This is a genomic window from Rickettsia endosymbiont of Orchestes rusci (genome assembly GCF_964030945.1).
Taxonomy (GTDB): Bacteria; Pseudomonadota; Alphaproteobacteria; order Rickettsiales; family Rickettsiaceae; genus Rickettsia.
The window spans coordinates 16,669-38,852 of sequence record NZ_CAXIQG010000002.1 but is presented as its reverse complement, the minus strand read 5'-3'; the positions used below and the strand labels follow the sequence as shown (position 1 = coordinate 38,852).

The window sequence follows — 22,184 nt, the reverse complement described above, 5'->3', positions numbered from 1 at the left end:
ATTAACCTATACTTTCATTCTGAAATAAAAATTTTATCTTGCAACACTCTCAGTACATTTAATTTTTTGTAATTTGCAGCTATATTTAAGCAATGTGTATATAATTGCCTTGCAACTCTCGGTACCTTGAGATAAGTAGCAATAGTTAAGAAAAATTGTAAAGTCTCTAAAATTATTTTCCATCCTTTCTCAGGAATTTTAGCTCCGACTGTTTGTATATTATGTAATCGATCAAATAATTTAATTAATAGCAACTCTTTTTTCTTTTGCTGATATAATATTTTAACTATTTCTGCTGAACTAATTTTTTTATCATTTTTAACTCGTGTTAAATCTTCAACTTGATTAGCAATCTTATGGCCAAATTCTTGTATAATCATTTCTTTAGTAAGTAACGTATCTTCAATACAATCATGCAATATGCTAGTTACTATAATATCTGTTCTAAATAAATAATCAGAAACCATATATGCTACTTCTAAAGGATGTGAGTAATAGAATTCTCCTGTTTCTCTCTTTTGCCTGCTATGATACTTTTTAGCAAAATAAATTGCTTTTTTAATTTTATTAAGATCAACCATGTTCTTAGAAATCTTATTAATAAATATGATCTTAGTTAATAGCCTTTTACTGTATCGGCAATTTGATAGAGCTGTAATTTTTACTTTTTCTAATTCAAGATCTATACCCTTAGGTTTTAACTTTCCTACAATAGGATCTATAGTTTTTTGATGATTTTCTTGACTTCTTGCCATATATCCTTCCTTACTATAATTTACTTAAGTGTAGCAAGTGAAGCACAATAATCAAGAAAATCATCATTATTAGTTAATATATAATCATCAAAACCTTATCAATATCAACATTATGTATCATAAATCAGATCATCAAGAAGAGGTAATTTAACAGGTATATTACAGACAATAGTAGTACTTTTACCTTTTTCACTTGTTACTTCAATCTCTCCATTTAGCTCACCAATTAGACGCTTTACAAAACTTAATCCTGATCCAAGTCCATGATATTGCGTAGCAACATCAAATTTATCAATCTTTTCATGAAGATGTTGCCTGATTTCTTTAGACAGACCAATGCCACTATCATGCACCATAAATTGGAATACCATTTCTCTGTTTTGTTGTTCTGATTCTGATAATGCAGGACTAATAGCAAACATGTTCACTGTTACCACAACTTTTCCTGCTTTAGTAAAGTTAATAGAATTATCTATTAACTGTTCTAATATTGCTCCTATTCGATAAGTATCACTAATTATAGCATTTGTTAAATCATACTGAAAATTACAAGATAAATTTAATCCCTTACGTTGAGCTATTGGCATCGCTTTATCAATAATCTTATTTACCAACTGTTTTGGATCAAACTTATTTAAAACTATAGGAGGTAATCCAGAATTATTCTGTAGATAACTAAGTATATTGTTATAATAATTCAGTAATTCTTCAGCACAACTTACCACACTAGCTAAATAATCCTTTTTTTCAGGATGATCCTCTATTTCATAAAGGGCTGTTACTAATGAAAAAATCCCATTACATGGAATCTTTAATCCATGTACCATATTTTGCACCACATCTCTTTTAAATAACTCAGATTCTTTCAATTTATTATTTGCTTCTTGTAACTCTAATTTATATTTAATTATATCAGTATAATTTGTGATTGTCGAGTTAATGATATTCTCTTCTTGCTGATATGGTATTAATGTGACAGATATGGGAGATAATTGAAGATTCCAATTTGTTTTAGTAAGGTTAGTAACATTATGATTATCTTTTTGTTGATTTTGGTTATTAATTGTCATAGCATTTCCTTGCTGTTAAAGTTAAGAAAACAGCTCAGAGGTTAAAGTGTTAGAATGTTGAAGTCTTGAATTTAACCTCTGAACTAGAGTTGCACCATGCAGCTCTTAACAAGGACAGATATCACCACAATTCTGTGAAGTACAGAGGATTTAAGAGCTTTTTTGACAGATTTTTATACAATTAGGCAAACAGCTGCACAAATGAGACAGTGCTAAATTAATATTGTTTATTATCTCAACTCTTTATCCATTACATATAAATCAAAATCAGCATTAATTATGCTATAAAAAACACCAAAATCTCTTGTAATACAGTATTTTGCTGGCATTTAAGCCTATTTTATACTATAATTATAGTGTAAATATTTGAATAATAATTTCATGTCAGTAAATAACTCAAACAAAACACAACCATTCCTACAATGGGTTGGTGGTAAAAGAAAAATTGCCGATCAATTAATTAAGTTTTTTCCATCAACACTGAATAACTACTATGAACCATTCCTTGGTGGTGGGGCTTTATTTTTTCAAATTAGAGATAAATTTAAACAATGCTATTTATCTGATATTAATCTAGAGCTAGTAACTAGCTATAACGCAATAAAGAAGAATCCAGATAAGGTTAGTAAATTACTAGACTCCTATAAAGAAAAACACTCTAAAGAACATTATTATCAAGTTAGAAGTAATAATGACAGTAACGACCCAGCAAAGATTACCGCAAGATTTATCTATCTTAATAGATATTCATTTAAAGGCATTTACCGGATTAATATTGATGGCAAACCAGCTCAAACTTTCTCTGGTAGGAATTATAGTAAATCTGATCTTGCTTCTCGATTAAAACAGTGTAGTCAGCTTTTAGCTGACACATCTATTTGTGCTATGGATTTTTCGTTCATTGAACCACAAAAAGGTGATTTTGTTTATTTTGATCCTCCTTATCATAAATCAGGTGAGAAGTTTTATACCAGATTACCCTTTGATGAAAATGAGCAAACGAGACTTAAAGATTTTGCTACAGAACTCAATAATCAAGGTATAAAAATAATGATTTCTAATAGTAATACTCCCTTTATTAGAAACTTATACAAAAATTTTAATATTAGTACTATTAAGGTTAAATATTCTATGCCTGAGCACAATAAAATATCTGATGAAGTAGTTATTACAAATTATCAATTACCACAATAGCTTAGTTATATTCAAACTTGATTAATTCAAAGCAATAATCTTGCGTCTTAAAAGCTTCTTCTAGATCTTGCATATGACGATTTCTAACATAGTAATCATTAAAAGCCGTTGTTGATTTAAGGATTACCTTGTTGTTGACTATATCTTCCTCTACCACTACTAATTTACTTAATACCCCAAAATCAATATATTGGTTATAACGTTCAATAAGAAATTTCCTCACTTTATACCATATTGAATCAGTATTTAATTGCTTGCTAAGCTGCAGTAGGTAATTTTGTTTTTCATCTTCAGTATTATTCTGCTTCGCTTTAAGTTCAGCAAATGGTATGATTTGTAACTGCCTAATATTACTGCCATAGATCATTTGTACTTGCTGTAGTATTTTATCTTTGCTATGTTCTGAAAGCGTAATAGTTTTAAGCAGTTTTATTTGATAGCTATTACCTACTACCCCAATAAATAAGCAGGAGCTTAGTAATTTATAAGCTGAATCAGGATCAAAACTACCAACAATTTTACGTTTTAACTGAGCTTGCAAGCTAGTATCAAGGCTACTTTCTATCTTATCTAGGTATTGCTCTTTAGCGTTGTTTAAGTCGCTAGATTTAAACTGAAATGTAGCATTATTAGCTTTAGTAGTTTCACGTAACTCATGAGCTAAAGCTTTAGCCATATAGTTCAGTAGGACTTTCTTATGGCCAAAATGGTGATTGGAATATTCTCCTGCAAGCTTTAAGAGCAATTTGTTGATAAAATCTAGGTTAAATTCTCTCTTTGATTTTACTTGCAGTAAATCAGCATCTTCTTGGCTTAATGGATAAAAATCGGCTAATTTCTTTCTTTTGAACCAGCTTTTATGATTAATAGCAGTAATTGCAGCATTATTGCTACTTGATTCTGTAGGATTATATTTTTTAGAAATGTTATCAATAACTGCTTGCAGTGCAGTATTAATCCGTGTAGCACCTGTTGTGATGTTAGCACTAGATGAACTGATATTATCACCTTGTTGTTCATCATTGATTGATTTTATAACATTGCATTGTAAATTTGCTTCAGGTTTTTGTTCTTGTAACTGAGTTTGGTTATTGTAATTAGATTCATTTTTTTTATTTTGAAAAATTGTAGATTTGCTAGATCTAGATTTATTAGATATATTTTTATTATTATCTATATATATTGTCTCATCCAAACTTTTTTGGGGTTGCCCCAAAACTTCTTTGGACTTCACCCCAAATTTATTTGGAGTTAAGCCAAAATTTTTTTCATCTAAAGATTGCTGAGAAAAAGGTTGGAAGTTTCTAGTTAGTCTAATACAAGGAGTATTACGACATTTAATACCATATTTTACAACTGTTGCTTTGTGCAGATCAATAAAACCTCCATTTTTCAGCTCAAGCAGGCACTGTCTGACACGTTCTTGACAAACTCCCAAGTGTTCCTCAAAGAAATGATAGGTTTCCTGAAGTTCATCAATACTATTATTATGATAGATTTGCAAGCGGAAGACTATTAGAGATAGGAGTTGTTTTGCAGTTTTGCTTAAGATTTTACCATTATTAGAGGTCAGATTATTCCATTCAGGTGGAATAAAATTACCGACAAAATTGTAGAATATAACAGAGCTATTATCACTATTGTTAATATTTAACTTATTATTAGAGTTAGAGGTGGAAAAAGAGGAGAATATATTATGCATAATATTTCTCCTGAATCTCAGTTATAGAAGAGATTTGAAAGCAGTTACAGCTCTGATAACTTAATCTCAAAGGAGAATATAAGGAGCATATAAATTTTTTGTTAAAAATACTAAACTGTGAAAACCCTGGAGATAAGGTGGTGGGCGATGGGGGGATCGAACCCCCGACCTTTACGATGTCAACCTAAAAGCCTCTTTTTCCCTGCTTCTTTGCTTTTTTCTCATATACTAATTTAGTACTCATAACCCTTGTACTTATAGTACTTTCCTTGGGTACCAAAAAATTACAGCTTAACTGTAGTAGAGTTGCAATTATTTGTCAATATTAAAAAAATAGTACAAATCTAAAAATAACATGTGGATATGATGAGCATATAGTTAGTTCAAATTCATGAGCAATTTTTATCTGGTAATTATATTTAGACCTTTTGAATTTGATAAGAAATTATAGCAACTATTAATTGTTAAATTGTATATAGTCGAGATAAATCATCATTTTTTAAAGTATAATCCTATTTAACATAAGATTTGTTTTTCTAAGTAAAGCATACTACAGTTTAATATATTAATTAAGCTTGGGGAGGATTTATGTCAGTTAAATCACTAGTTTTTACTAAAGAAGCATTACATGAAATTAAAGCTCCACAGGCAAAACGAGATGTATATAAAGATACCAAAGAAAAAGGATTATTGCTAATTGTATCATATGGTGGTAGTAAAATATTTTATTTGGGCACAGTACTTGATAAGAAATATCATAGAATTAAAATAGGTGTGTTCCCTGATCTATCAATTATTGATGCTAGAGCCAAAGCATCTGAATTAAAAGGTGAGATCGCCAAAGGATATAATCCTGTAGAAGAAAAAGCTAGATTATCAAAAGAACTGACCTTTAAGGAGCTTTATGATAAATACCTTAATGAATATAGTAAAATTAATAATAAAAGATGGAAAGATTATGCCGCTTCTGTAGATAGATATGCAAAACATTTATATCCTAGAAAAATATCTACTATTCAAAAAACAGATATTCAAGAATTATTTAATAATTTAACTAAAACCGGTAAATATGGAGCTAATAGATTTCTTGAAGTTTTAAGTCCTGTATTTAGTAAAGCAATAGAATGGGAATTGCTGACAATAAATCCAGTTATTGGCATAAAGAAGCACAAGGAACAATCCAGAGACAGGTATTTAACTAGGGAAGAAATACCACGATTTTTTACAGCAATAGCAGACGAGCAAAACCAGGTAATGCAAGACTTTTTCTTAATAGCTTTGTATACATCAGTTCGTAAGGATAATTTACTTACTATGCGTTGGGAACAGGTAAGTTTTGCTGATAAACAATTATATCTTCCAGAAACCAAAAATGGTGATCCTCACCGTTTACCTTTACTAGATCAGGCAGTAGAAATATTAAAAGCCAGGAAAGAGCAATCTACTAGTATGTGGGTATTTCCAAGTGAGACCAGCAGTAGTGGTCACCTGCAGGAACCAAAGAAAGCATGGAAGAGGATTTGTAAAAAGGCAGGAATAGAAAATTTAAGGATCCATGATTTAAGGAGAACAATACCAAGCTGGATGGCAATGACCGGAGCAAATCAATATGTAATAGGACAGCTTCTAAATCATAGAGATCCAAGATCAACAGCAGTGTATACTAGACTTGCCAATGATACTGCTCGAGAATATATGCAAAGAGCCGTAAATACTATTATAAATATAAAATCTTAAATATATGCTAATTAATATATTCATGTTATAATAACTCCTGTATTAAGTGAGTTCTATAAGAACAGAAAGGCTAGAAAAGGAAAGTAGTAAAGCAATTGTTGCAACAAGCTTGGAAATTCCTTTTTTGCTTCTTCTATATTCTTAAGAATTATTGAGTTTTTGAAGATTTTACAACAATGAAGAATTTTATAATTATGAATACTAAAGAAAAAGCTAAAGTACTGAGCTGTTTTGATGTAGCTAATTATTTTTTAGTATTAGTTGATAGAGAAGCAGGGGATAGTATAACCCAGTTAAAGCTGCAGAAATTAATATATTTTGCTCAAGGCATTCATCTTGCTTTATTTGATAAAGTGTTGTTTGAAGAAGAGATCAAGGCTTGGAAACATGGGCCGGTAGTACCGGCTTTACGCTCAATATTTGGCAGCTTTAGAGATAATGTAATTCCTTTGCCCGGAGAAATAGACTTTGCTATTTATGACTTAGCAACAAAAAAATTACTTCACAAAGTATATTCTTTTTATGGTGAACATTCAGCTGCTTATTTACGTCATTTAACACATAAACATTCTATTTGGTATGAAGCTATAGAGAATGCAGATAATACTATTACTAAAGAACAGATACAGGAATTTTTTAAAGCTAATATAATAAATGATATTAAAGATTATATTTTATCAACTACTAAAGCAGATATTGTACAAATAGAAAATGCTGAAGATGGGTGGTGGATGAATTATGATAGTGGCGTACCTGCTGAAGATATTACAGAATACCTTTTGAAGGTAAAGAAGAAAAAAGAAGGTAATAAAAGTTGAAAGTCATTTGGTCTGATGAAGCCCTAGAGCAGTTACAATTCTGGAAACGTACTAACTCTAAAATAAGTAATTAGAATTAATGGTTAATTTAAATTAGCTTTATTATTAAAAAGGAATTGAACCGGCACATTTTCACTATTTTCTATAAGGAAACGATAATATTGTTTTGCAATATCCACAGCGTCATAACTACAGCAGGACTGAATAGCAAGTTTTAAACATTCTAATTTTAACTCTACATCACTTCTAAACATACACAACTCACCAATAATTTATTTCATTAATATTAGCAAATTTACTACTAATTATCAACAAATGCATTTATATAGCTATAGAATTCATCTCCAGATAGGCACAGTTTTAGATGAATTACAGCTTTTTTTATTATGGCTTAAAACTCCACTGGCAATGTAAAAATTAGGATGTTAATGTCATGACTAGCAAAACTTATCTATTAATGGAAATATCACTTAATTAATATGAATAATAATTGTGCTAATCAAAGATTATATTGGTCACTCTCTACTCCACTAAAATATATGGCCTTAAGCTTAGATGAGTGGTTAGTTATCTTACTTGGTATAGTACCTGGGATAGTGTTACTAAATAGCGGACATGCTAAGCTTGGGATGATATGCATTATAGCTGGTATTGTACTTTGTTATGCATTTAAGAAGTTTAAGAAATTATCGGAATATTTTGTACTTAAGAGTTATTTAGTCGCTAAGAAATGGCTATATGCTCCTACTTCTTATCCTAATTTGCTTGGGAAAAAGGTAGGTAAGTAATGGATCATTTATTTAAGCAAAGCTCCATACAAGAACTAGTAAGATATAATAAGAGATTATTGCTGATCACATTGCTGCTTGCGTTTACGAGTCTTTTGGGGATGATTAAAACAGTTAGCACGGAAGAAAAATGGTTATTAATTCCGGCAATAGAGCCGGATCGTCGGATGATAGTATCATCTAGAAGCTATCATGAGACTTATCTTAAAGAATGGGCAGTTTTTGTAATGAAAGAATTATTTACTACTTCGCCAGAAGGAGTAGAGAGGCAAATAGCTGATATGAAGGTGGTATCTAGTAATACAGAGCAATTAGATAAATTTTTTAAGGAACATTTAGATTTTGTTAAAGGATCTAATGTTTCATCAGTATTTTTTCCTAAAAAAGTAAAAGTCATTGCGGATGGAGTATTAATTAACGGCACATTTCGTTATTGGTTTGGAGAAAATAAGCATATAGCAGCTGATAAAACTTATTTATTAACTTACAAGCGAGGAGCTAATCATTTGTTGTTACTTACTGGTATTAAAGAAGAAGAGGTAAATAAGCAATGAAGAGTTTGAAGTCAGAATTGCAGATCTTAGTAGTTTTTGTTGGCATAATGCTTGCAAGCTTTAGTAGTAATGCTTATGGGATAAGCTATATGTTACATGCTGATTCTTTGTTAGAGCTGCAAATAGCAAAAGACGCTCCAACTAGGATTAATATCGAAGGAGAAAAGATTAACGATATCTTTATTCACCCTAGGGAAGCTGCAGAAGTAGTAGTACATGATTCAGGCTGTTTATTTATTTTACCACAGCAAAATAGCAGTAAACTTTACCTAACTCTAATTGGAGAAAATGGTACGATTCAAGATTTAATGCTGAATTTTACTAAAACTAAACCAACACCAATTAGACTTATTAAGTTTGATTTAGAACAAGAAGTAATAAAGTTAACTAATAACAAAAAAGAGAAGCATCATGAATGTAAAAAACAAAGATGTAATAGAAAAAGAAAATAATAAACAGTGTTTAAGAATAATATATCCTTTATTGCCGGTATTATTAATTTTTTGTGTAAATGTAATACTATCTGAAGTAGCTTTAGGAGAAACATTAGAAGGACAGTTAGATCGCATTGGTGGGCTCTCTACCGGTAAACTGAAAACTATCGGGATATCAGGGGCAACGATTTTGTCATCAATTTGGGCAGTAGTCAGGGGTAATTTAAGACTTGCCGGAGCAATTGTAGCTATTGGTATTATTTTAGGATTTTATTTAGAGTGGGTCTCTAGTGGGATGAAAATCAGTTAGATAATTAGGATATTGATTAAAAGCAATGGATCAAGAGTTCAATAAGCAGGAAGAATTACAAAGTACAGTAGAGGATCATAAATTACCATCTACATTTAGTAAAAGATTATCAGAACTCATAGAGATAATTAAAAACAGACCATTAGTAACTTTAGCTTGCCTAGGCGTGATAATGGTTTTGGTATTTTATGGATTTGCCGAAAATGAGGTCAAAACTTCCCGAGGTTTACAAGAAGATAGACAATCAAGGGAAATATCCGGAATAGAAAAGGCCATAGATCCAAGGGCAAAATGGACTGCAGAAATATTAAATGAAGTCAAAAACATGCAGAATCATTTGGAAAAGCTAATAGAGAATAAATATTTAGAAACTAAAACTAAAATTGATGATTTTAGTCAAAAGTTAGAATCATTAGAGAAGCCTCATGAAGAAACTATATTATATGATGGCAATGATTTTAATAATAATCAAAAAATAGAAGATTTACTAGATAATAACCTTGAGCAAAGCATTGTTGCTGCTCCTACTGCTCCAGTAAAAAGATTACTTGGCTATGTAAAAAGAGCTGACTTAAGGATAAAAAAAGACGTTAAAGATTATATTACTACCGGCAGCTTTGCACGAGGGGTGCTGCTTACCGGAGTAGTAGTTGGAACAGGCACTAATAATGCAGCTTCGCCTGAGCCCAAATGATAAGGCTTGTTGATACAGCTATTTTTTCTAAAGGGTATAAAACGGAGCAAATCAAAGAAGCAATTTTAATTGGTTCATGCACTGGGGATATTTCATCAGAGCGGGCTAAATGCCGGTTAGAGACAGTATCTTTACTAAATAGTAATGGAGAGATAATTGAAAAACCGGTAGAAGGCTGGTTAATAGGAGAAGATGGTAGACCCGGCATTAAAGGGATAGTTGTTGATAGATCATCAGATGTAGCAAGAATGGCGGTACTGAACGGCGTACTTGGCGGGATAGCACAATTTTTTCAGAACCAGGCAACAAATAGCATATTTCCGGTGTCACCGATTACCGGGCAACAAAATGCTTTAAAAGCTCAGGATTCTCTAAAAGCTGGTGTTTATGCCGGCACTGGTAATGCTTTAGAAAAGCTTGCTGATTTTGCAATTAAACGAGCAGAAAGCATGAGTCCAGTAATTGTTGTAGCTTCAGGTAGAGTAATAGATGTAGTATTCAGAAAAGGTTTTAATTTAAGAGAGAATAAAGAGGCTGACAAAGTAGATAGATTACTGCCACCAACTACTACTGATTATTCGCAAAAGGCAGCAAATTATAGTAATTATCAAAATTATGCCGGGAATAAAGTGACAAGTTTTTCTAAGGCAAAAACTAAATTGCAAGAACGTTTTATTAAGAATAATGATGATTATGAAATGACAGATATTGATTTGCAATCAGAACAACAATATCCGGGTAATTTTTAATGAATAATAAAATAATTAATCTGCTGTTGTTATTAATGTTAAGCTTTATCGCTTCTGGTTGTAAATTGATGCCATATAGGAATGATTTTGATTGCCCGCTGCCCCAAGGACTAAAATGTCATTCTTTATATGAAGTAAATAGAATGGCTGATTTTGATATGTTTAATCCAAATAATAATAATGATAAGCCTAATTTTAGATCGAGATGCTCTACTAGATGCTTTGGAAGGTATAATAATGATGGTGCTAGGCAAAGCGGGTAAATTACAGTTGGTGAAAATCCAACCTACGTAAAGTTTAGCCAACAGCGTAGAACCAAATTTCACATATATGGAGGTAACGAATTATGTGAAGCTGAGAGGAGGGATGTAGTGGGTTGTAACGCAAGTGAAGGATATAAGCTCCGAAATATACGATATCGTAGAGGTTGACATGCTTCATTTCATGGAAAACAGGATGTGTAGTTGCGGTAAGGCAAGCAACTATTGCTCTACCGGAGTCGCAGGCCATGACACGCTACAAGATGGAATTTACCTGAACCTAGGAGATCCATTGTATTCTTACGCAAGTGAGTACTTTAAAACAAGCTGTTAAGAGCAAGAATTAAAGGATGATACAATGGAAGTCGGACTGACTCATAGTACTCTGAGCATGGGAAAGCCATGTACATGGGGAAGGGGTCAGCAATATAGCGTTAGTGTAAGTACGCTTAATTCACTAATACACGGAGGTTAGAGAGTAGAATGGAAAGTAAACTTAAACTTATATCTGCTAAAGCTAAGGAAGATAAGAAGCTAAAATTTACAGCACTTGTGCATCATGTAAATAAGGAGAATCTTATTAAATGTTACAAAGAGCTGAAAAAGAACAGAGCTTGTGGCATAGATGAAGTAACGGTTGAAGAATATGGCAAGAATCTAGAGGAGAATGTAGAAAACCTTGTGCAGAGACTAAAAGATAGAAGCTACAGAGCTAGTGCAGTTAGAATGGTATATATACCTAAAATTAACAGCAGAGAAAAGCGAGGGCTTGGTATTTCAACAGTTGAAGATAAAATAGTGCAATTAGCAGTGAAGAAATTGTTAGAAGCAATATATGAACAAGATTTTCTAAAATGCTCTTATGGATTTCGTCCTAACTTAAGCTGTCATTCAGTAATAAAAGCCTTAAATGAAGTAGTGATGAAAAAGCCAATTAACTATGTTGTAGAAGTTGATATTAGAAAATTTTTCGATAACATAAATCATTATTGGTTGCAAAGGTGTTTAGAAGAAAGAATATTAGACAAGAATTTTATGTGGCTAATAAGAAGGCTTTTAAAAGCTGGAGCAACTAAGGATGGTGTTGTTAGTAGCAGTGATCAAGGTACACCGCAAGGCTCAGTAGCAAGTCCAATACTTGCAAATATTTACTTACATTATGTCTTAGATCTATGGTTTGAGAAAGTCTTTAAGTCAAAAGCTAAAGGCTATGTTGAGTTAATAAGATACTGTGATGATTTTGTGGTGTGTAGTGAAAGTGCTAAAGATGCAGAAGAATTTTTAAACTTACTACAAGATAGGATAAAAGCTTTTGGATTAAGCATATCAGAAGAGAAAACAAGGAAGGTTAAGTTTGGTAGACGACCTTGGCAACTAGCAAGTAAAAGGAAAGAGAAAGTGGAGACATTTAACTTTCTTGGTTTTACTCACTATTTTGGAAAAAGTAGGCAAGGATACTTTGTAATGGGTCATAAGACAATGAAGAGTAGTTTTGCAAGAAAACTAAAAGAAACTCAAGAATGGTTAAAGTCAATAAGATCTCAAATAGCTTTGAAAGAATGGTGGCCAACACTAAAATCAAAACTAACAGGACATTATAATTATTATGGTATTAGCGGTAATTTTCAATCGATCTCTAAGTTTTACTATAGAACTGTACAAATGGTACATAAGTGGATAAACCGAAGAGGTAGTAGAAAAGTAAGCTATAAATGGTTTAATAACTATTTGCAGTGGAATCCGCTACCAATGCCAAAAATAAAGTTTTCTTTATATGGTACTACTTCAAAGCAGAATAGCTATATTGAAGAGCCGTGTGTGGGAAAACCACAAGCACGGTTGTGTGTCCAGAGAAACTGGTATGTTCAGTAGGAGATAGACCTACTAGATTAAAAGTTAGAGATCTATAGCTAGGATAGCAGCATGGTGAGAAATCAAGATGTTGGAACCTATCGACAAACTTATCTATAGGGTAAGAGCGAATTATCAGGCCGCAGCGAAAGCGAACACATAGATGGCTCCGAAAGTGTGAAGCCCCGAAGGCCGAGCTAGCGACCGTAGAGTGAAGGCAATATGTTCAACTGAAAGCTAACTGATACAGTTGAGCACTTCGGCGGAGTGGTAGTGGCAGCATGATAATAAGGACATATTAAGTGACTGGAGAAGTCCTCCTCATCCCAGGAAGAAATCTTCTGGAGCAAGGTAGATTCTATAACTAGAAACACTAGGAAATGAATTGAAGATGAGAGGATGGCGGATGGGTGTGTATTAGCAATGAAGCAGGGTAATGTCTGTGGAGCAAAGGCACCCTACTGATAACATTATTCCAACAACAAGGGAGGTAAAGACGAATGATAAAAACGTCTATAGAATTACAAGACCTGAGAAGGAAGATATATATCAAAGCTAAAGCTGAAAAGCAATGGCGATTTTGGGGATTATATGTTCATGTATGTAAGATAGAAACACTAAGAGAAGCCTACACGCTAGCTAAGCATAATAAGGGAGCACCTGGAATAGATGGTGTTACCTTTGAAATGATAGAGTTAGCTGGAGTTGAACAATTTCTGGAAAACATACAAACAGAATTACAATCCAGAACCTATTATCCTGACAGGAAAAGGGTAAAGGCAGTTCCTAAAGATAATGGAAATAAAATGAGGAAGTTATCCATACCAACTATCAAAGATAGGGTAGTGGAAGGAGTGCTAAAACTGATTTTAGAACCAATATTTGAAGCTGACTTCCAACCGGGATCATATGGATATCGCCCTAAACGGACTGCAGCTGCAGCTATCGAAATAGTTACAGTAGCAGCAATTAAGGAAAAGACAAGAGTAATAGATGTAGATTTACGCTCTTACTTTGACACGATTGCTCACGTCCAGCTATTTACAAAGATAGCAGAGCGTGTAAATGACAAAGATGTTATGAAACTACTAAAACTGATAGTTAAAGCTGGTGGAAAAAGAGGCATAGCTCAAGGCGGGCCACTATCACCTCTTTTAAGCAATATTTACCTAAATGAAGTAGATAAAATGCTAGAAAGAGCAAAGTGTGTGAGCAAACTAAAAGATGGCTATGACCACATAGAGTACGTTAGATGGGCTGACGATCTGATCATACTGATTGACGGCTATAGAAAATGGCAGTGGATAGAGAAAGCAATCAATATAAGGCTAAGACAAGAATTGTTAAAAATAAAGGTTGAACTAAACGAAGAGAAGACAAAGACAGTCGATCTAAAGAATGGTGAGACATTTAGCTTTTTGGGTTTTGATTTTAGACGAGTAAAAACTACGCAAGGTAAAATTGGAATCCAGAAGACGCCTAGAATGAGAGCGCGAACTGCCCTGCTAGAAAAACTAAAAGAGATATTCCGCAAGTTTATATCGCAACCAGTTGATAGAGTAACATACCTTATCAACCCGATATTGCGAGGCTGGATAAATTACTTTAGGATTGGTAACTCTAGCCGTTGTTTTGGATATGTACGAGACTGGGTAGAGAAGAAAGTAAGACGCCATTTAATGAAATCACGTGGATTGAAAGGCTTCGGCTGGGAAAGGTGGAGTAGGAGAGACTTGTATGAGAAGATGGGATTGTATAACGATTACCAAATTCGATATTACAGACCTTTGAAAGCAATAACAGCGGATAGGCCATAGGCAATGATAAGAAGTTATCAGGAAAGCGTAATACGGGAAATCTGTACGTTACGTTTGACGAGGCGGGTGATGGAAAACGGGGGTAATAAGACCTACCGCGCCATTGCTCGACCCTACCTGTGAGGGCTATCATAGCAATGAAACTTTATTAATTAAAGGATGGTAAGAGCTATGATTTCTACTCGGCCAAAATCAATAGTAAGGAATTTTCAGCATCAAATTAAGTTTTTAGAGAATTTTGCCGCAAGTTCTATAGATAAAGATCGATGGGAAGAGAAGTTAACTGTCTATGCCGAAATAAAACCTTTATGCGATAATAAATTTATTGCGTTAGAGAATATAAATTTCGGGCATGTAGTAACGGAGGGGTTTTTTCTTTTTAAAATTAGGTTCATAAAGAACGTCACTACTAAAATGCGTATTTTATTTAAGGAACGGCAATTTGAAATTAAACGCATTATTAATGTTGATGAAAAAAGTAAATTTTTAAATATTATAGCGTTAGAAATATATGTATCATGATGTTATCGGTGATTTTCAATTAAGCTTATATAAGCTACTCGCCAATGAAGATGAAATAAGGCAAAGCATTGATCAAATATATCTTTCTATTATGCAAGATGCAAAATATCCGTTTTTGCTAATTAATATGTTAAATGTTGATAATATGGCAAATTTGAAACAAAATATTTCGAGGATAGAATTTGAAATATGTATTTTTGCTAATGATAAGAATCGTAATATTTCGCTAGAGCTTGCGGACAAAATTATTAATAAAATAGCCGTATATTCATTTGAATTACAAAATTATATATTAGCGGGTATAAAAGCGGGTAATATGAAATTCAAAGATAGTAATGACTTGATTAGTACAAAACTAATAATAAATTACCAAGCTTTGTTAAAGCAAAAAATAATGAGGTATACTCGTTGAACTTGAAAAATTGGCATCGTCGCCTTTGTAAGTCCTCAGATGCTCACGTACAAGAGTACGCTCCGCTCCTCGGCTTACAGGCTCCTTGCTCTTTTCCAAGTTGAACTTCGTATATCAATTCTTCATTTTATAAGGGTATAGATTATGACACATTTAATTGAGGGGATCGATATTAGTAGTTTACTTCGAGCGAGCAATAAGTTTGAAGAGTTTCGCTTGCATTTAGACACGGAGCAAAATAAAGCAGGTAGTATTAAGGCATTTGAGTTTTGTTATGAATTGAGCTGGAAAATAATGAAGCGTTTTTGCGAAAAAGCTGGCAAAACTCCTTATACTTTAAAAGAAATATTTCGTGAGGCTGCCGTTAGCGGTTTAATTTCAGATCCTCGCATATGGTTTAAATTTATTGAAATTCGTAATATTACTGTTCATACTTATAATGAAGAAAATGTTGAAAAAGTGATTAGTATTTTTGATGATTTTTCAAATGCGGTAAATGAACTTTTAAGAAATTTGGAGAAGTATAATGATCCATCTTGATAAACAAGATTTATTAATATTACACTCTATACTGCAAAAATATCCATATAAATTTTATGCTTATGGGTCACGAGTTAAAGATACTTATAAGAAATTTTCTGACCTTGATCTTTGTATTATGGATAATATTAGTGATGAGCAATTATTTGCTTTGCAAAACGTTTTGGAAGAATCTGATATATCAATAAAAATTGATGTAAAAAGATGGTTTATAGATATGGATGAAGATTTTCGTTCGTTAATTAAAGAAGATATTAAAGAGGTTGATCAATAGAATGAGAATAAATCACAATATTAAAAATTTAATTTTATTACTTTTTATTATAGCAGGAATGCTCATTATTCTTGAGAGAAAATCTTTTACTGAGAAAGAAATTTTTACTTATATATACGATAATGATAAATGGGGTAAAGGTTCTGGTCCTGGATCGTATGAAGAAAATACGGAAGTGTATAGAAAATTATTACAAGAATATTTTAATGATTCAAGGTTTAAAACTATTATAGACTATGGTTGCGGTGATTTTCAAATTATGGAATTAATAAACGTGCCTGATAATAAAATTTATAAAGGTGTGGATGTAGTAAAAAAAGTTATAGAAAATAATAAAAAATTATACGGCAAGGACAATATTCAGTTTTCTCAAATAGAAGATTTTGATCAATTAAAAGATAATGGTTTATTAATTGGGGATTTGTTAATAGTAAAGGATGTTTTTATTCATTGGCCTAATAATAAAATACAGAATTTTTTAGATACTATTCTACCGAATTTTAATTACGCTTTAATTACTCATGATATTGCTGAAGAATGCTTTAACAAAGATATACAATTAGGAGGTTTTCGTCCTTTAGATATAGGAGTATCCCCTTTTAATTTTCAGAATCTTACAGTAATTAAAGAGTATGGAACTCAAGAAACCGGGGGAAAAAAAAGAGTTTACTTATATACCAATCCTAGGTTCTATGAACATTAAGAAATATTCATAGAACCTAAATTCCAAAATTAATAAAAGGTAGATTTATGAATTTTCATAATATACGTATGCCGGAATTTATTGAAGTTTTCGCTGTAGGGAAGGCGGAGTTTGCGACTTCTCATGCTTTAACGATGTCAGGGCGAGAAGTGCGGCATTTAGACCGCATGAATGCCTGTCAAAAATATTTGATTAAAGATTGCCTTTTAAGTAGCGACGAATTTAATCAGTTTAATAGTTTTTTTAAAGCCAGGCGAGGTAGTAATTTTGCTTTTCGTTTTAGAGATTACGCCGATTATAAAGTAACCGGTGAAGTTATTGCTAAAGGCGATGGAAGTCAAAAGCAATTTTATTTAAGCAAATTATATGATGATCCTATTTTCCCCTATAGCCGAGCTATCACTAAACCCGTAGAAAATAGTATAGTATTATATATTGATAATGCAAAAACCGATTATAGTGTAGACTATAATCAAGGAATAATAACTTTACCAAAAGCCTTAGAACAAGAACAAATTTTAACTGCCGATTTTATATTTGACGTAGCCGTAAGGTTCAAAAGCGATAGTTTTGAATATGCTTATTGCAGTGACGGCTCTATTGAATTATCAACTATAGAATTAACGGAAGTGATATTATGAGTATTCTATCATCCGAAAATATTGAAGAAATTACTGCAAAACTACAAAATTTTACTTATTGTTTTCAAATTAAATTACCGGAAGGAAAAGAGCTATATCTAACAAGTAGCGATAAGCTGCTTAAAAACGGTGATATAAGTTTTTTTCCGAATTCAGGTTTATTTGTAAAACAAGGGGAGTTTAACGATTCTGCGCAAAATTATATTACCGTAGAAGGAATATTTGAAAGCGGCGGGATAGAGAAGTTTATGGATTTAACAGGTGCGGCAGTAAAAATAATATTATATACTAACGATATTTTCGAGCATTTTATAACATATTATTGTAGTATCTACACCAAATATGATTTAAACTTTAAAATGCATTTAAAGCCTGAAACGGTAAAATACAATAAAACCATAATTAATAGTTTTAGTAAAACCTGTCGAGCAAATTTCGGCGATAATAAATGCACTGTAGATAAAAATTTATATAGCTCGCTCTATAACGTAAAAGAATTTTTTAAGAAAAGCTTTACTATATCAAATTTAGATAAGGAAAGTGGATATTATAGAGGCGGGGAAGTCAAGTTAGGTAATAATTTATTTAGTAGTAAAATCCTTGATCATTTAGGTGATTTGATTATAGTTGAGAGTATTATACCGGAAAATGTTAAAGCTACCAAGAATACACGGCTCACTAGCGGTTGCAATAAAAAATTTATAACTTGTTGCAATAAATTTAATAATGCTATAAATTTTAGGGGTGAGCCTTTAATTCCCGATTATAATTTTATAAATGTTAATTTAAATGAATAAAAATTTTATAAGACTTGTTTTGCGGGATATTATAAATATGTTCAGCATTACTAAAAATTCTATAAGAAAAAGAAAAGAAATACATATAGTTGATTATTTTAAAATAATTGAAGATGATCTAAATTGCTCGTTTCAAAAAATAAGAAGTGACAAAAAATAGAAATGAATATGAAAGAGACTAAAAATTTTTTTACAAAAAATAATAGATTAAATAAAGGATATTCTAAACCTTTAAACTCGCGTGAGCTAGACAATAATTTTTACCGTAAAAAATTTCAACATATTTTACCGCCGATTGATGTAATGTCCGAATATGAAAATCTTCACCCCGGTACTTTAGAGAAGCTAATAAATATGGCGCAAAAAGAACAAATTCACCGTCATGATCTAGATTTAAAAAATTTAAAAGCTTATGAAAAAAACGCAAAAATAAGTAAAATTTGTGCGCTTGTGTTTGGAATATTTTTATTAAGCTCGATAATATTCCTCATGTTACTTAAAGAATTTGCAGTTACCGGAGTGTTAGTTTTATTTATTATCGGTTTTGGAATAATTTGTTCACAAAAAATTACCAAGAAAAATGAATATATAAAAAGTAAAAATTATACAAATTCATAATTTTTACAGGCAAATAAAATAATATGATGCTATTTAACTTGTAATTTGATATAGAATAAGTTATATGCGAGTAGTATAATACTACTCATAAGAAATGAAGAGTCGGTTTTAGTGTTATTGTTTTTCTACTTTATCGGTGTCATTCTAGCTAAAGATGCAGGGGGGTGACTTAAGGAGCAAAAACGTAAGCCGTTATTGCGAGAAGCTGTAGGCGTTGTTGTATGGCTCGAATTTTTGCAAAGTGTTTCGGTGTCATCTAGTTGCTTGACCACGGCATCCAGGCTTTTTATTAAGGTTTTTCTGGATACCGTGGGAGGGGCCACGGTATGACACCGTACTTATAATAACCACAATACGGTAAATTATTAGCCATGCAACAACGCCGCGCGAAGGCGGGAATGATATAAATCGTAACTCTTCAAATTGGTTGGGTATAACATTTTAAATAATAGGAGATAAGTTTATTTCTAAAGGTAAAAATAATTTTCCTAAAGCGAATAGAGAAATTAGAGCTAGCAAAGTTCGTTTAGTAGGCGAAAACGGTGAAATGCACGGTATTGTGGGTATAAGGGAAGCAATGGAGCAAGCTGAAAAAGCCGGTCTCGATTTAGTGGAGATTTCACCCAATGCGGAACCGCCCGTGTGTAAGATTTTGGATTTCGGTAGATTTAAGTATGAAAGTAAAAAGCGTTTACATGAAGCACGTAAAAAGCAAAAAATTATCGTACTTAAGGAAATGAAATTTAAGCCTAATATTAGTCAGGGCGACTTTGACGTTAAGGTGCGTAAAATAAAAGAGTTCTTGAAAGACGGCGATAAAGTAAAAATTTCTTTATGGTTTAAAGGTCGGGAAATTATTCATAATGAACTCGGTAAAAAATTATTTGAACGTATTGAAATAGAATTAGAAGGACTAGCAAAGATTGATCAGCCCGCTAAGATGGAAGGTAAGCAAATTATTATGATCGTAAGCCCCGACGTTAAAGTGGTAGTGAAATAAATTTGTTATTGTTATAAAACATTGTCATACCGTGGCTTGACCACGGCATCCAGGAAAATAAAGCCATATTAGACTTATTTTAGAATCTTTTTATGATATTATAAGCTGGACTGAAGTGGTCGTAGCCACGGAATGACAGAATTTTTACCTCTTTATTTAAACGTTCGTACAGTAGTGGGTCAAGCCGGCGTTGTTGCATGGATGGTTAAAAACGCCCTCGGTGTCATTCCCGCGCAGGCGGGAATCCGGAAAATTATAGTCATCCTGAATTTATTTCAGGATCTTTTTCAAGAGATGCTGAAACAAGTTCAGCATGACAAAAAAAGGCTGGATTCCCGCCTACGCGGGAATGACACCCTTTTCATGGCAATTTTCGATCCATGCAACAACGCCGGCTTGACCACGGTATCCAGTCTTTTTATTAAGGTTTTCAAGTCACGGTATGACAATGTTTTTTTAATCCTCCGCCACAATCACAATCTACAGATAATTAACAACAAAAGATATATGAGTTTTTCTGATAATTTAGCAAAGATTTTGGATAAATACGAAGAATTATCCAAAAAATTATCTACCGGTATAGTCGGGGAAGAGTTTGTTAAAGCCTCTAAAGAATATGCGGAACTTGAAAATATAGTTGAGAAAATTACACAATATAATAAAGCCGTATCGGAGTTAGAGCAAGCGCGGGAACTTAAGTTAGAAGAAGGCTTAGATAACGAAACTTATGAAATGGTGAATGATGAAGTTAATCGTTTGGAGGATTTGACTCCTAAATTAGAACGAGCGGTAAAAATAGCCCTTTTGCCGAAAGATGAAGCCGATAGTAAAAGTGCTATTATCGAAGTGAGAGCCGGAAGCGGCGGCGAGGAAGCCGCGCTTTTTGCGGCAGTGTTATTTAATATGTATCAAAGATATGCCGAGTTAAAAAAATGGCGTTTTGAAATATTGTCAATTTCCGATACCGGCATCGGCGGTTATAAAGAAGCCACTGCTTCAATAAAGGGCAAAGACGTATTTTCTAAATTAAAATTTGAGTCCGGCGTTCATAGAGTTCAAAGAGTACCGGAAACCGAATCAAACGGTCGGATTCACACCTCCGCTGCAACGGTTGCAGTGCTTCCCGAAGTAGAAGAAGTTGACATTAAAATTGAAGAGAAAGATTTAAGGATTGACACTTATCGTGCTTCCGGTGCCGGAGGGCAGCATGTTAATACGACAGATTCGGCAGTCAGAATTACCCATCTCCCTACCGGTATCGTCGTTGCATTGCAAGATGAGAAATCCCAGCATAAAAATAAAGCTAAAGCGTTAAAAATCTTAAGAGCCAGAATTTACGAAGAAGAGCGTCGTAAAAAAGACCGGTCACGAGCAGATACCCGCAAAGGTCAAATCGGTTCAGGTGATAGGTCGGAGCGTATCCGTACTTATAACTTTCCGCAAGGCAGGGTATCGGATCATAGAATAAATTTAACCCTTTATAAAATAGAAGAAATAGTAAAAAACGGTCAATTAGATGAATTCATCGAAGCTTTAGTAGCAGATGATGAAGCAAAAAAACTTTCAGAAGTGTGATACTTTTCTGCTTTAGGCGTTGTTGCATGGTCCGATAAAAGCAGCAGTATGTCATTCTAGCTAAAGGCGGGAATCTAGAAAAAAGTATAAAAGTCATCCTGAATTTATTTCAGGATCTACAGCTAAATTCAGAAAGATTTAGACAAGATGAATTTAATGGTGAGCCTGCGCAGCGTACTAGAGTACGTGAGCACAGGCGAATCCAGAAAAATTCGCTTGTATCAAGCTTTATGAATGACGCTGTACTAAAAAAGATGCGCAAAACTTGTTCAGCATGATAAGAAAAAGTCTAGATTCCCGCCTTTAGCTAGAATGACATACTGCTGCTTTTATTGGACCATGCAACAACGCCCGTTTGTCTTCACAATT

24 protein-coding genes and 2 pseudogenes are annotated in these 22,184 nt (G+C 32.8%); 21 read left to right on the top strand and 5 right to left on the bottom strand.

Annotated features, from left to right (window positions below; all coding sequences use genetic code 11):
- Window positions 1–14: 14 nt before the first annotated feature.
- Both AAHM91_RS01605 and AAHM91_RS01600 read right to left on the bottom strand, forming a co-directional pair.
- On the bottom strand, window positions 15–755 hold the full coding sequence (locus tag AAHM91_RS01605; protein ID WP_342269654.1) for an HD domain-containing protein: 741 nt from the start codon (window positions 753–755) through the stop codon (window positions 15–17).
- Between the two features lie 110 nt (window positions 756–865).
- The gene (locus AAHM91_RS01600; protein ID WP_342269653.1) at window positions 866–1,825 is read right to left on the bottom strand and encodes a sensor histidine kinase; all 960 of its coding nucleotides are present in this window, start codon (window positions 1,823–1,825) and stop codon (window positions 866–868) included.
- Between the two features lie 381 nt (window positions 1,826–2,206).
- Here AAHM91_RS01600 and AAHM91_RS01595 point away from each other — a divergent pair, with 381 nt between their 5' ends.
- Window positions 2,207–3,019 carry a DNA adenine methylase gene (locus AAHM91_RS01595; protein WP_342269652.1) on the top strand — a complete coding sequence of 271 codons (813 nt, stop codon included), beginning with the start codon at window positions 2,207–2,209 and terminating at the stop codon, window positions 3,017–3,019.
- Window position 3,020: 1 nt separating this feature from the next.
- Here the strand turns inward: AAHM91_RS01595 and AAHM91_RS01590 are convergent, their stop codons facing one another.
- Window positions 3,021–4,721 (bottom strand): hypothetical protein, encoded by a 1,701-nt coding sequence (locus tag AAHM91_RS01590; protein WP_342269651.1) that lies wholly within the window; start codon window positions 4,719–4,721, stop codon window positions 3,021–3,023.
- A gap of 588 nt (window positions 4,722–5,309) precedes the next feature.
- Between AAHM91_RS01590 and AAHM91_RS01585 the strand changes: the two genes are divergently transcribed.
- Together AAHM91_RS01585 and AAHM91_RS01580 are read left to right on the top strand one after the other, a co-directional pair.
- On the top strand, window positions 5,310–6,458 hold the full coding sequence (locus tag AAHM91_RS01585; protein ID WP_253308682.1) for a tyrosine-type recombinase/integrase: 1,149 nt from the start codon (window positions 5,310–5,312) through the stop codon (window positions 6,456–6,458).
- A gap of 176 nt (window positions 6,459–6,634) precedes the next feature.
- Window positions 6,635–7,276: a Panacea domain-containing protein gene (locus AAHM91_RS01580; protein ID WP_342269650.1), complete on the top strand. Its 642-nt coding sequence runs from the start codon at window positions 6,635–6,637 to the stop codon at window positions 7,274–7,276.
- Window positions 7,277–7,359: 83 nt separating this feature from the next.
- Here AAHM91_RS01580 and AAHM91_RS01575 read toward each other — a convergent pair whose 3' ends face one another.
- Window positions 7,360–7,530, bottom strand: a complete 171-nt coding sequence (locus AAHM91_RS01575; RefSeq protein WP_342269649.1) for a hypothetical protein — start codon at window positions 7,528–7,530, stop codon at window positions 7,360–7,362.
- A gap of 225 nt (window positions 7,531–7,755) precedes the next feature.
- Here AAHM91_RS01575 and AAHM91_RS01570 point away from each other — a divergent pair, with 225 nt between their 5' ends.
- The 16 genes and pseudogenes from AAHM91_RS01570 to AAHM91_RS01490 all read left to right on the top strand — a co-directional run.
- Window positions 7,756–8,064 (top strand): hypothetical protein, encoded by a 309-nt coding sequence (locus AAHM91_RS01570; RefSeq protein ID WP_341789754.1) that lies wholly within the window; start codon window positions 7,756–7,758, stop codon window positions 8,062–8,064.
- Window positions 8,064–8,618, top strand: a complete 555-nt coding sequence (locus AAHM91_RS01565; protein ID WP_342256950.1) for a TraE/TraK family type IV conjugative transfer system protein — start codon at window positions 8,064–8,066, stop codon at window positions 8,616–8,618. The genes AAHM91_RS01570 and AAHM91_RS01565 overlap by 1 nt, the downstream gene beginning before the upstream one ends.
- Window positions 8,615–9,070: a hypothetical protein gene (locus AAHM91_RS01560; protein WP_342256951.1), complete on the top strand. Its 456-nt coding sequence runs from the start codon at window positions 8,615–8,617 to the stop codon at window positions 9,068–9,070. Before AAHM91_RS01565 ends, AAHM91_RS01560 begins: the two co-directional genes overlap by 4 nt.
- Entirely contained in the window at window positions 9,030–9,362 is a 333-nt protein-coding gene (locus tag AAHM91_RS01555; protein WP_342256952.1) for a hypothetical protein, read from the top strand. Before AAHM91_RS01560 ends, AAHM91_RS01555 begins: the two co-directional genes overlap by 41 nt.
- A gap of 25 nt (window positions 9,363–9,387) precedes the next feature.
- Window positions 9,388–10,805 (top strand): annotated as a pseudogene (locus AAHM91_RS01550) (TraB/VirB10 family protein).
- Entirely contained in the window at window positions 10,805–11,068 is a 264-nt protein-coding gene (locus AAHM91_RS01545; protein ID WP_342269648.1) for a conjugal transfer protein TraV, read from the top strand. The pseudogene AAHM91_RS01550 and the gene AAHM91_RS01545 overlap by 1 nt, the downstream one beginning before the upstream one ends.
- A 480-nt stretch (window positions 11,069–11,548) precedes the next feature.
- Window positions 11,549–12,937 carry a group II intron reverse transcriptase/maturase gene (ltrA, locus tag AAHM91_RS01540; RefSeq protein WP_342269647.1) on the top strand — a complete coding sequence of 463 codons (1,389 nt, stop codon included), beginning with the start codon at window positions 11,549–11,551 and terminating at the stop codon, window positions 12,935–12,937.
- A 479-nt stretch (window positions 12,938–13,416) separates the two neighbouring features.
- A complete protein-coding gene (gene ltrA / locus AAHM91_RS01535; protein WP_342269646.1) occupies window positions 13,417–14,733 on the top strand; it encodes a group II intron reverse transcriptase/maturase in 1,317 nt (438 codons plus the stop codon).
- A 171-nt stretch (window positions 14,734–14,904) separates the two neighbouring features.
- The gene (locus tag AAHM91_RS01530) at window positions 14,905–15,255 is read left to right on the top strand and encodes a phage head closure protein (protein WP_342269645.1); all 351 of its coding nucleotides are present in this window, start codon (window positions 14,905–14,907) and stop codon (window positions 15,253–15,255) included.
- Window positions 15,245–15,667, top strand: a complete 423-nt coding sequence (locus AAHM91_RS01525) for a hypothetical protein (RefSeq protein WP_253308566.1) — start codon at window positions 15,245–15,247, stop codon at window positions 15,665–15,667. The genes AAHM91_RS01530 and AAHM91_RS01525 overlap by 11 nt, the downstream gene beginning before the upstream one ends.
- Before the next feature lie 144 nt (window positions 15,668–15,811).
- Entirely contained in the window at window positions 15,812–16,207 is a 396-nt protein-coding gene (locus AAHM91_RS01515; protein WP_341792999.1) for an HI0074 family nucleotidyltransferase substrate-binding subunit, read from the top strand.
- Window positions 16,194–16,481, top strand: coding sequence for a nucleotidyltransferase domain-containing protein (locus AAHM91_RS01510; RefSeq protein WP_342269644.1), 288 nt, complete (start codon window positions 16,194–16,196; stop codon window positions 16,479–16,481). Before AAHM91_RS01515 ends, AAHM91_RS01510 begins: the two co-directional genes overlap by 14 nt.
- A gap of 1 nt (window position 16,482) precedes the next feature.
- Window positions 16,483–17,184, top strand: a complete 702-nt coding sequence (locus AAHM91_RS01505; protein WP_342269643.1) for a hypothetical protein — start codon at window positions 16,483–16,485, stop codon at window positions 17,182–17,184.
- Between the two features lie 47 nt (window positions 17,185–17,231).
- Window positions 17,232–17,825, top strand: a complete 594-nt coding sequence (locus AAHM91_RS01500) for a phage distal tail protein, Rcc01695 family (RefSeq protein ID WP_342269642.1) — start codon at window positions 17,232–17,234, stop codon at window positions 17,823–17,825.
- Entirely contained in the window at window positions 17,822–18,622 is an 801-nt protein-coding gene (locus AAHM91_RS01495; RefSeq protein WP_342269641.1) for a DUF2163 domain-containing protein, read from the top strand. Before AAHM91_RS01500 ends, AAHM91_RS01495 begins: the two co-directional genes overlap by 4 nt.
- A 168-nt stretch (window positions 18,623–18,790) precedes the next feature.
- Window positions 18,791–19,108, top strand: a pseudogene (locus AAHM91_RS01490) (DUF2335 domain-containing protein); the annotation flags it as partial.
- Window positions 19,109–19,365: 257 nt separating this feature from the next.
- Here the strand turns inward: AAHM91_RS01490 and AAHM91_RS01485 are convergent.
- Window positions 19,366–19,512, bottom strand: a complete 147-nt coding sequence (locus tag AAHM91_RS01485; RefSeq protein WP_342269640.1) for a hypothetical protein — start codon at window positions 19,510–19,512, stop codon at window positions 19,366–19,368.
- A gap of 173 nt (window positions 19,513–19,685) precedes the next feature.
- On the opposite strand from AAHM91_RS01485, the gene infC reads away from it, so the two are divergent.
- Window positions 19,686–20,240, top strand: coding sequence for a translation initiation factor IF-3 (gene infC, locus AAHM91_RS01480; RefSeq protein WP_341794181.1), 555 nt, complete (start codon window positions 19,686–19,688; stop codon window positions 20,238–20,240).
- A 507-nt stretch (window positions 20,241–20,747) separates the two neighbouring features.
- The gene (prfA, locus tag AAHM91_RS01475; RefSeq protein WP_253308574.1) at window positions 20,748–21,815 is read left to right on the top strand and encodes a peptide chain release factor 1; all 1,068 of its coding nucleotides are present in this window, start codon (window positions 20,748–20,750) and stop codon (window positions 21,813–21,815) included.
- The last annotated feature ends 369 nt before the right edge of the window (window positions 21,816–22,184 follow it).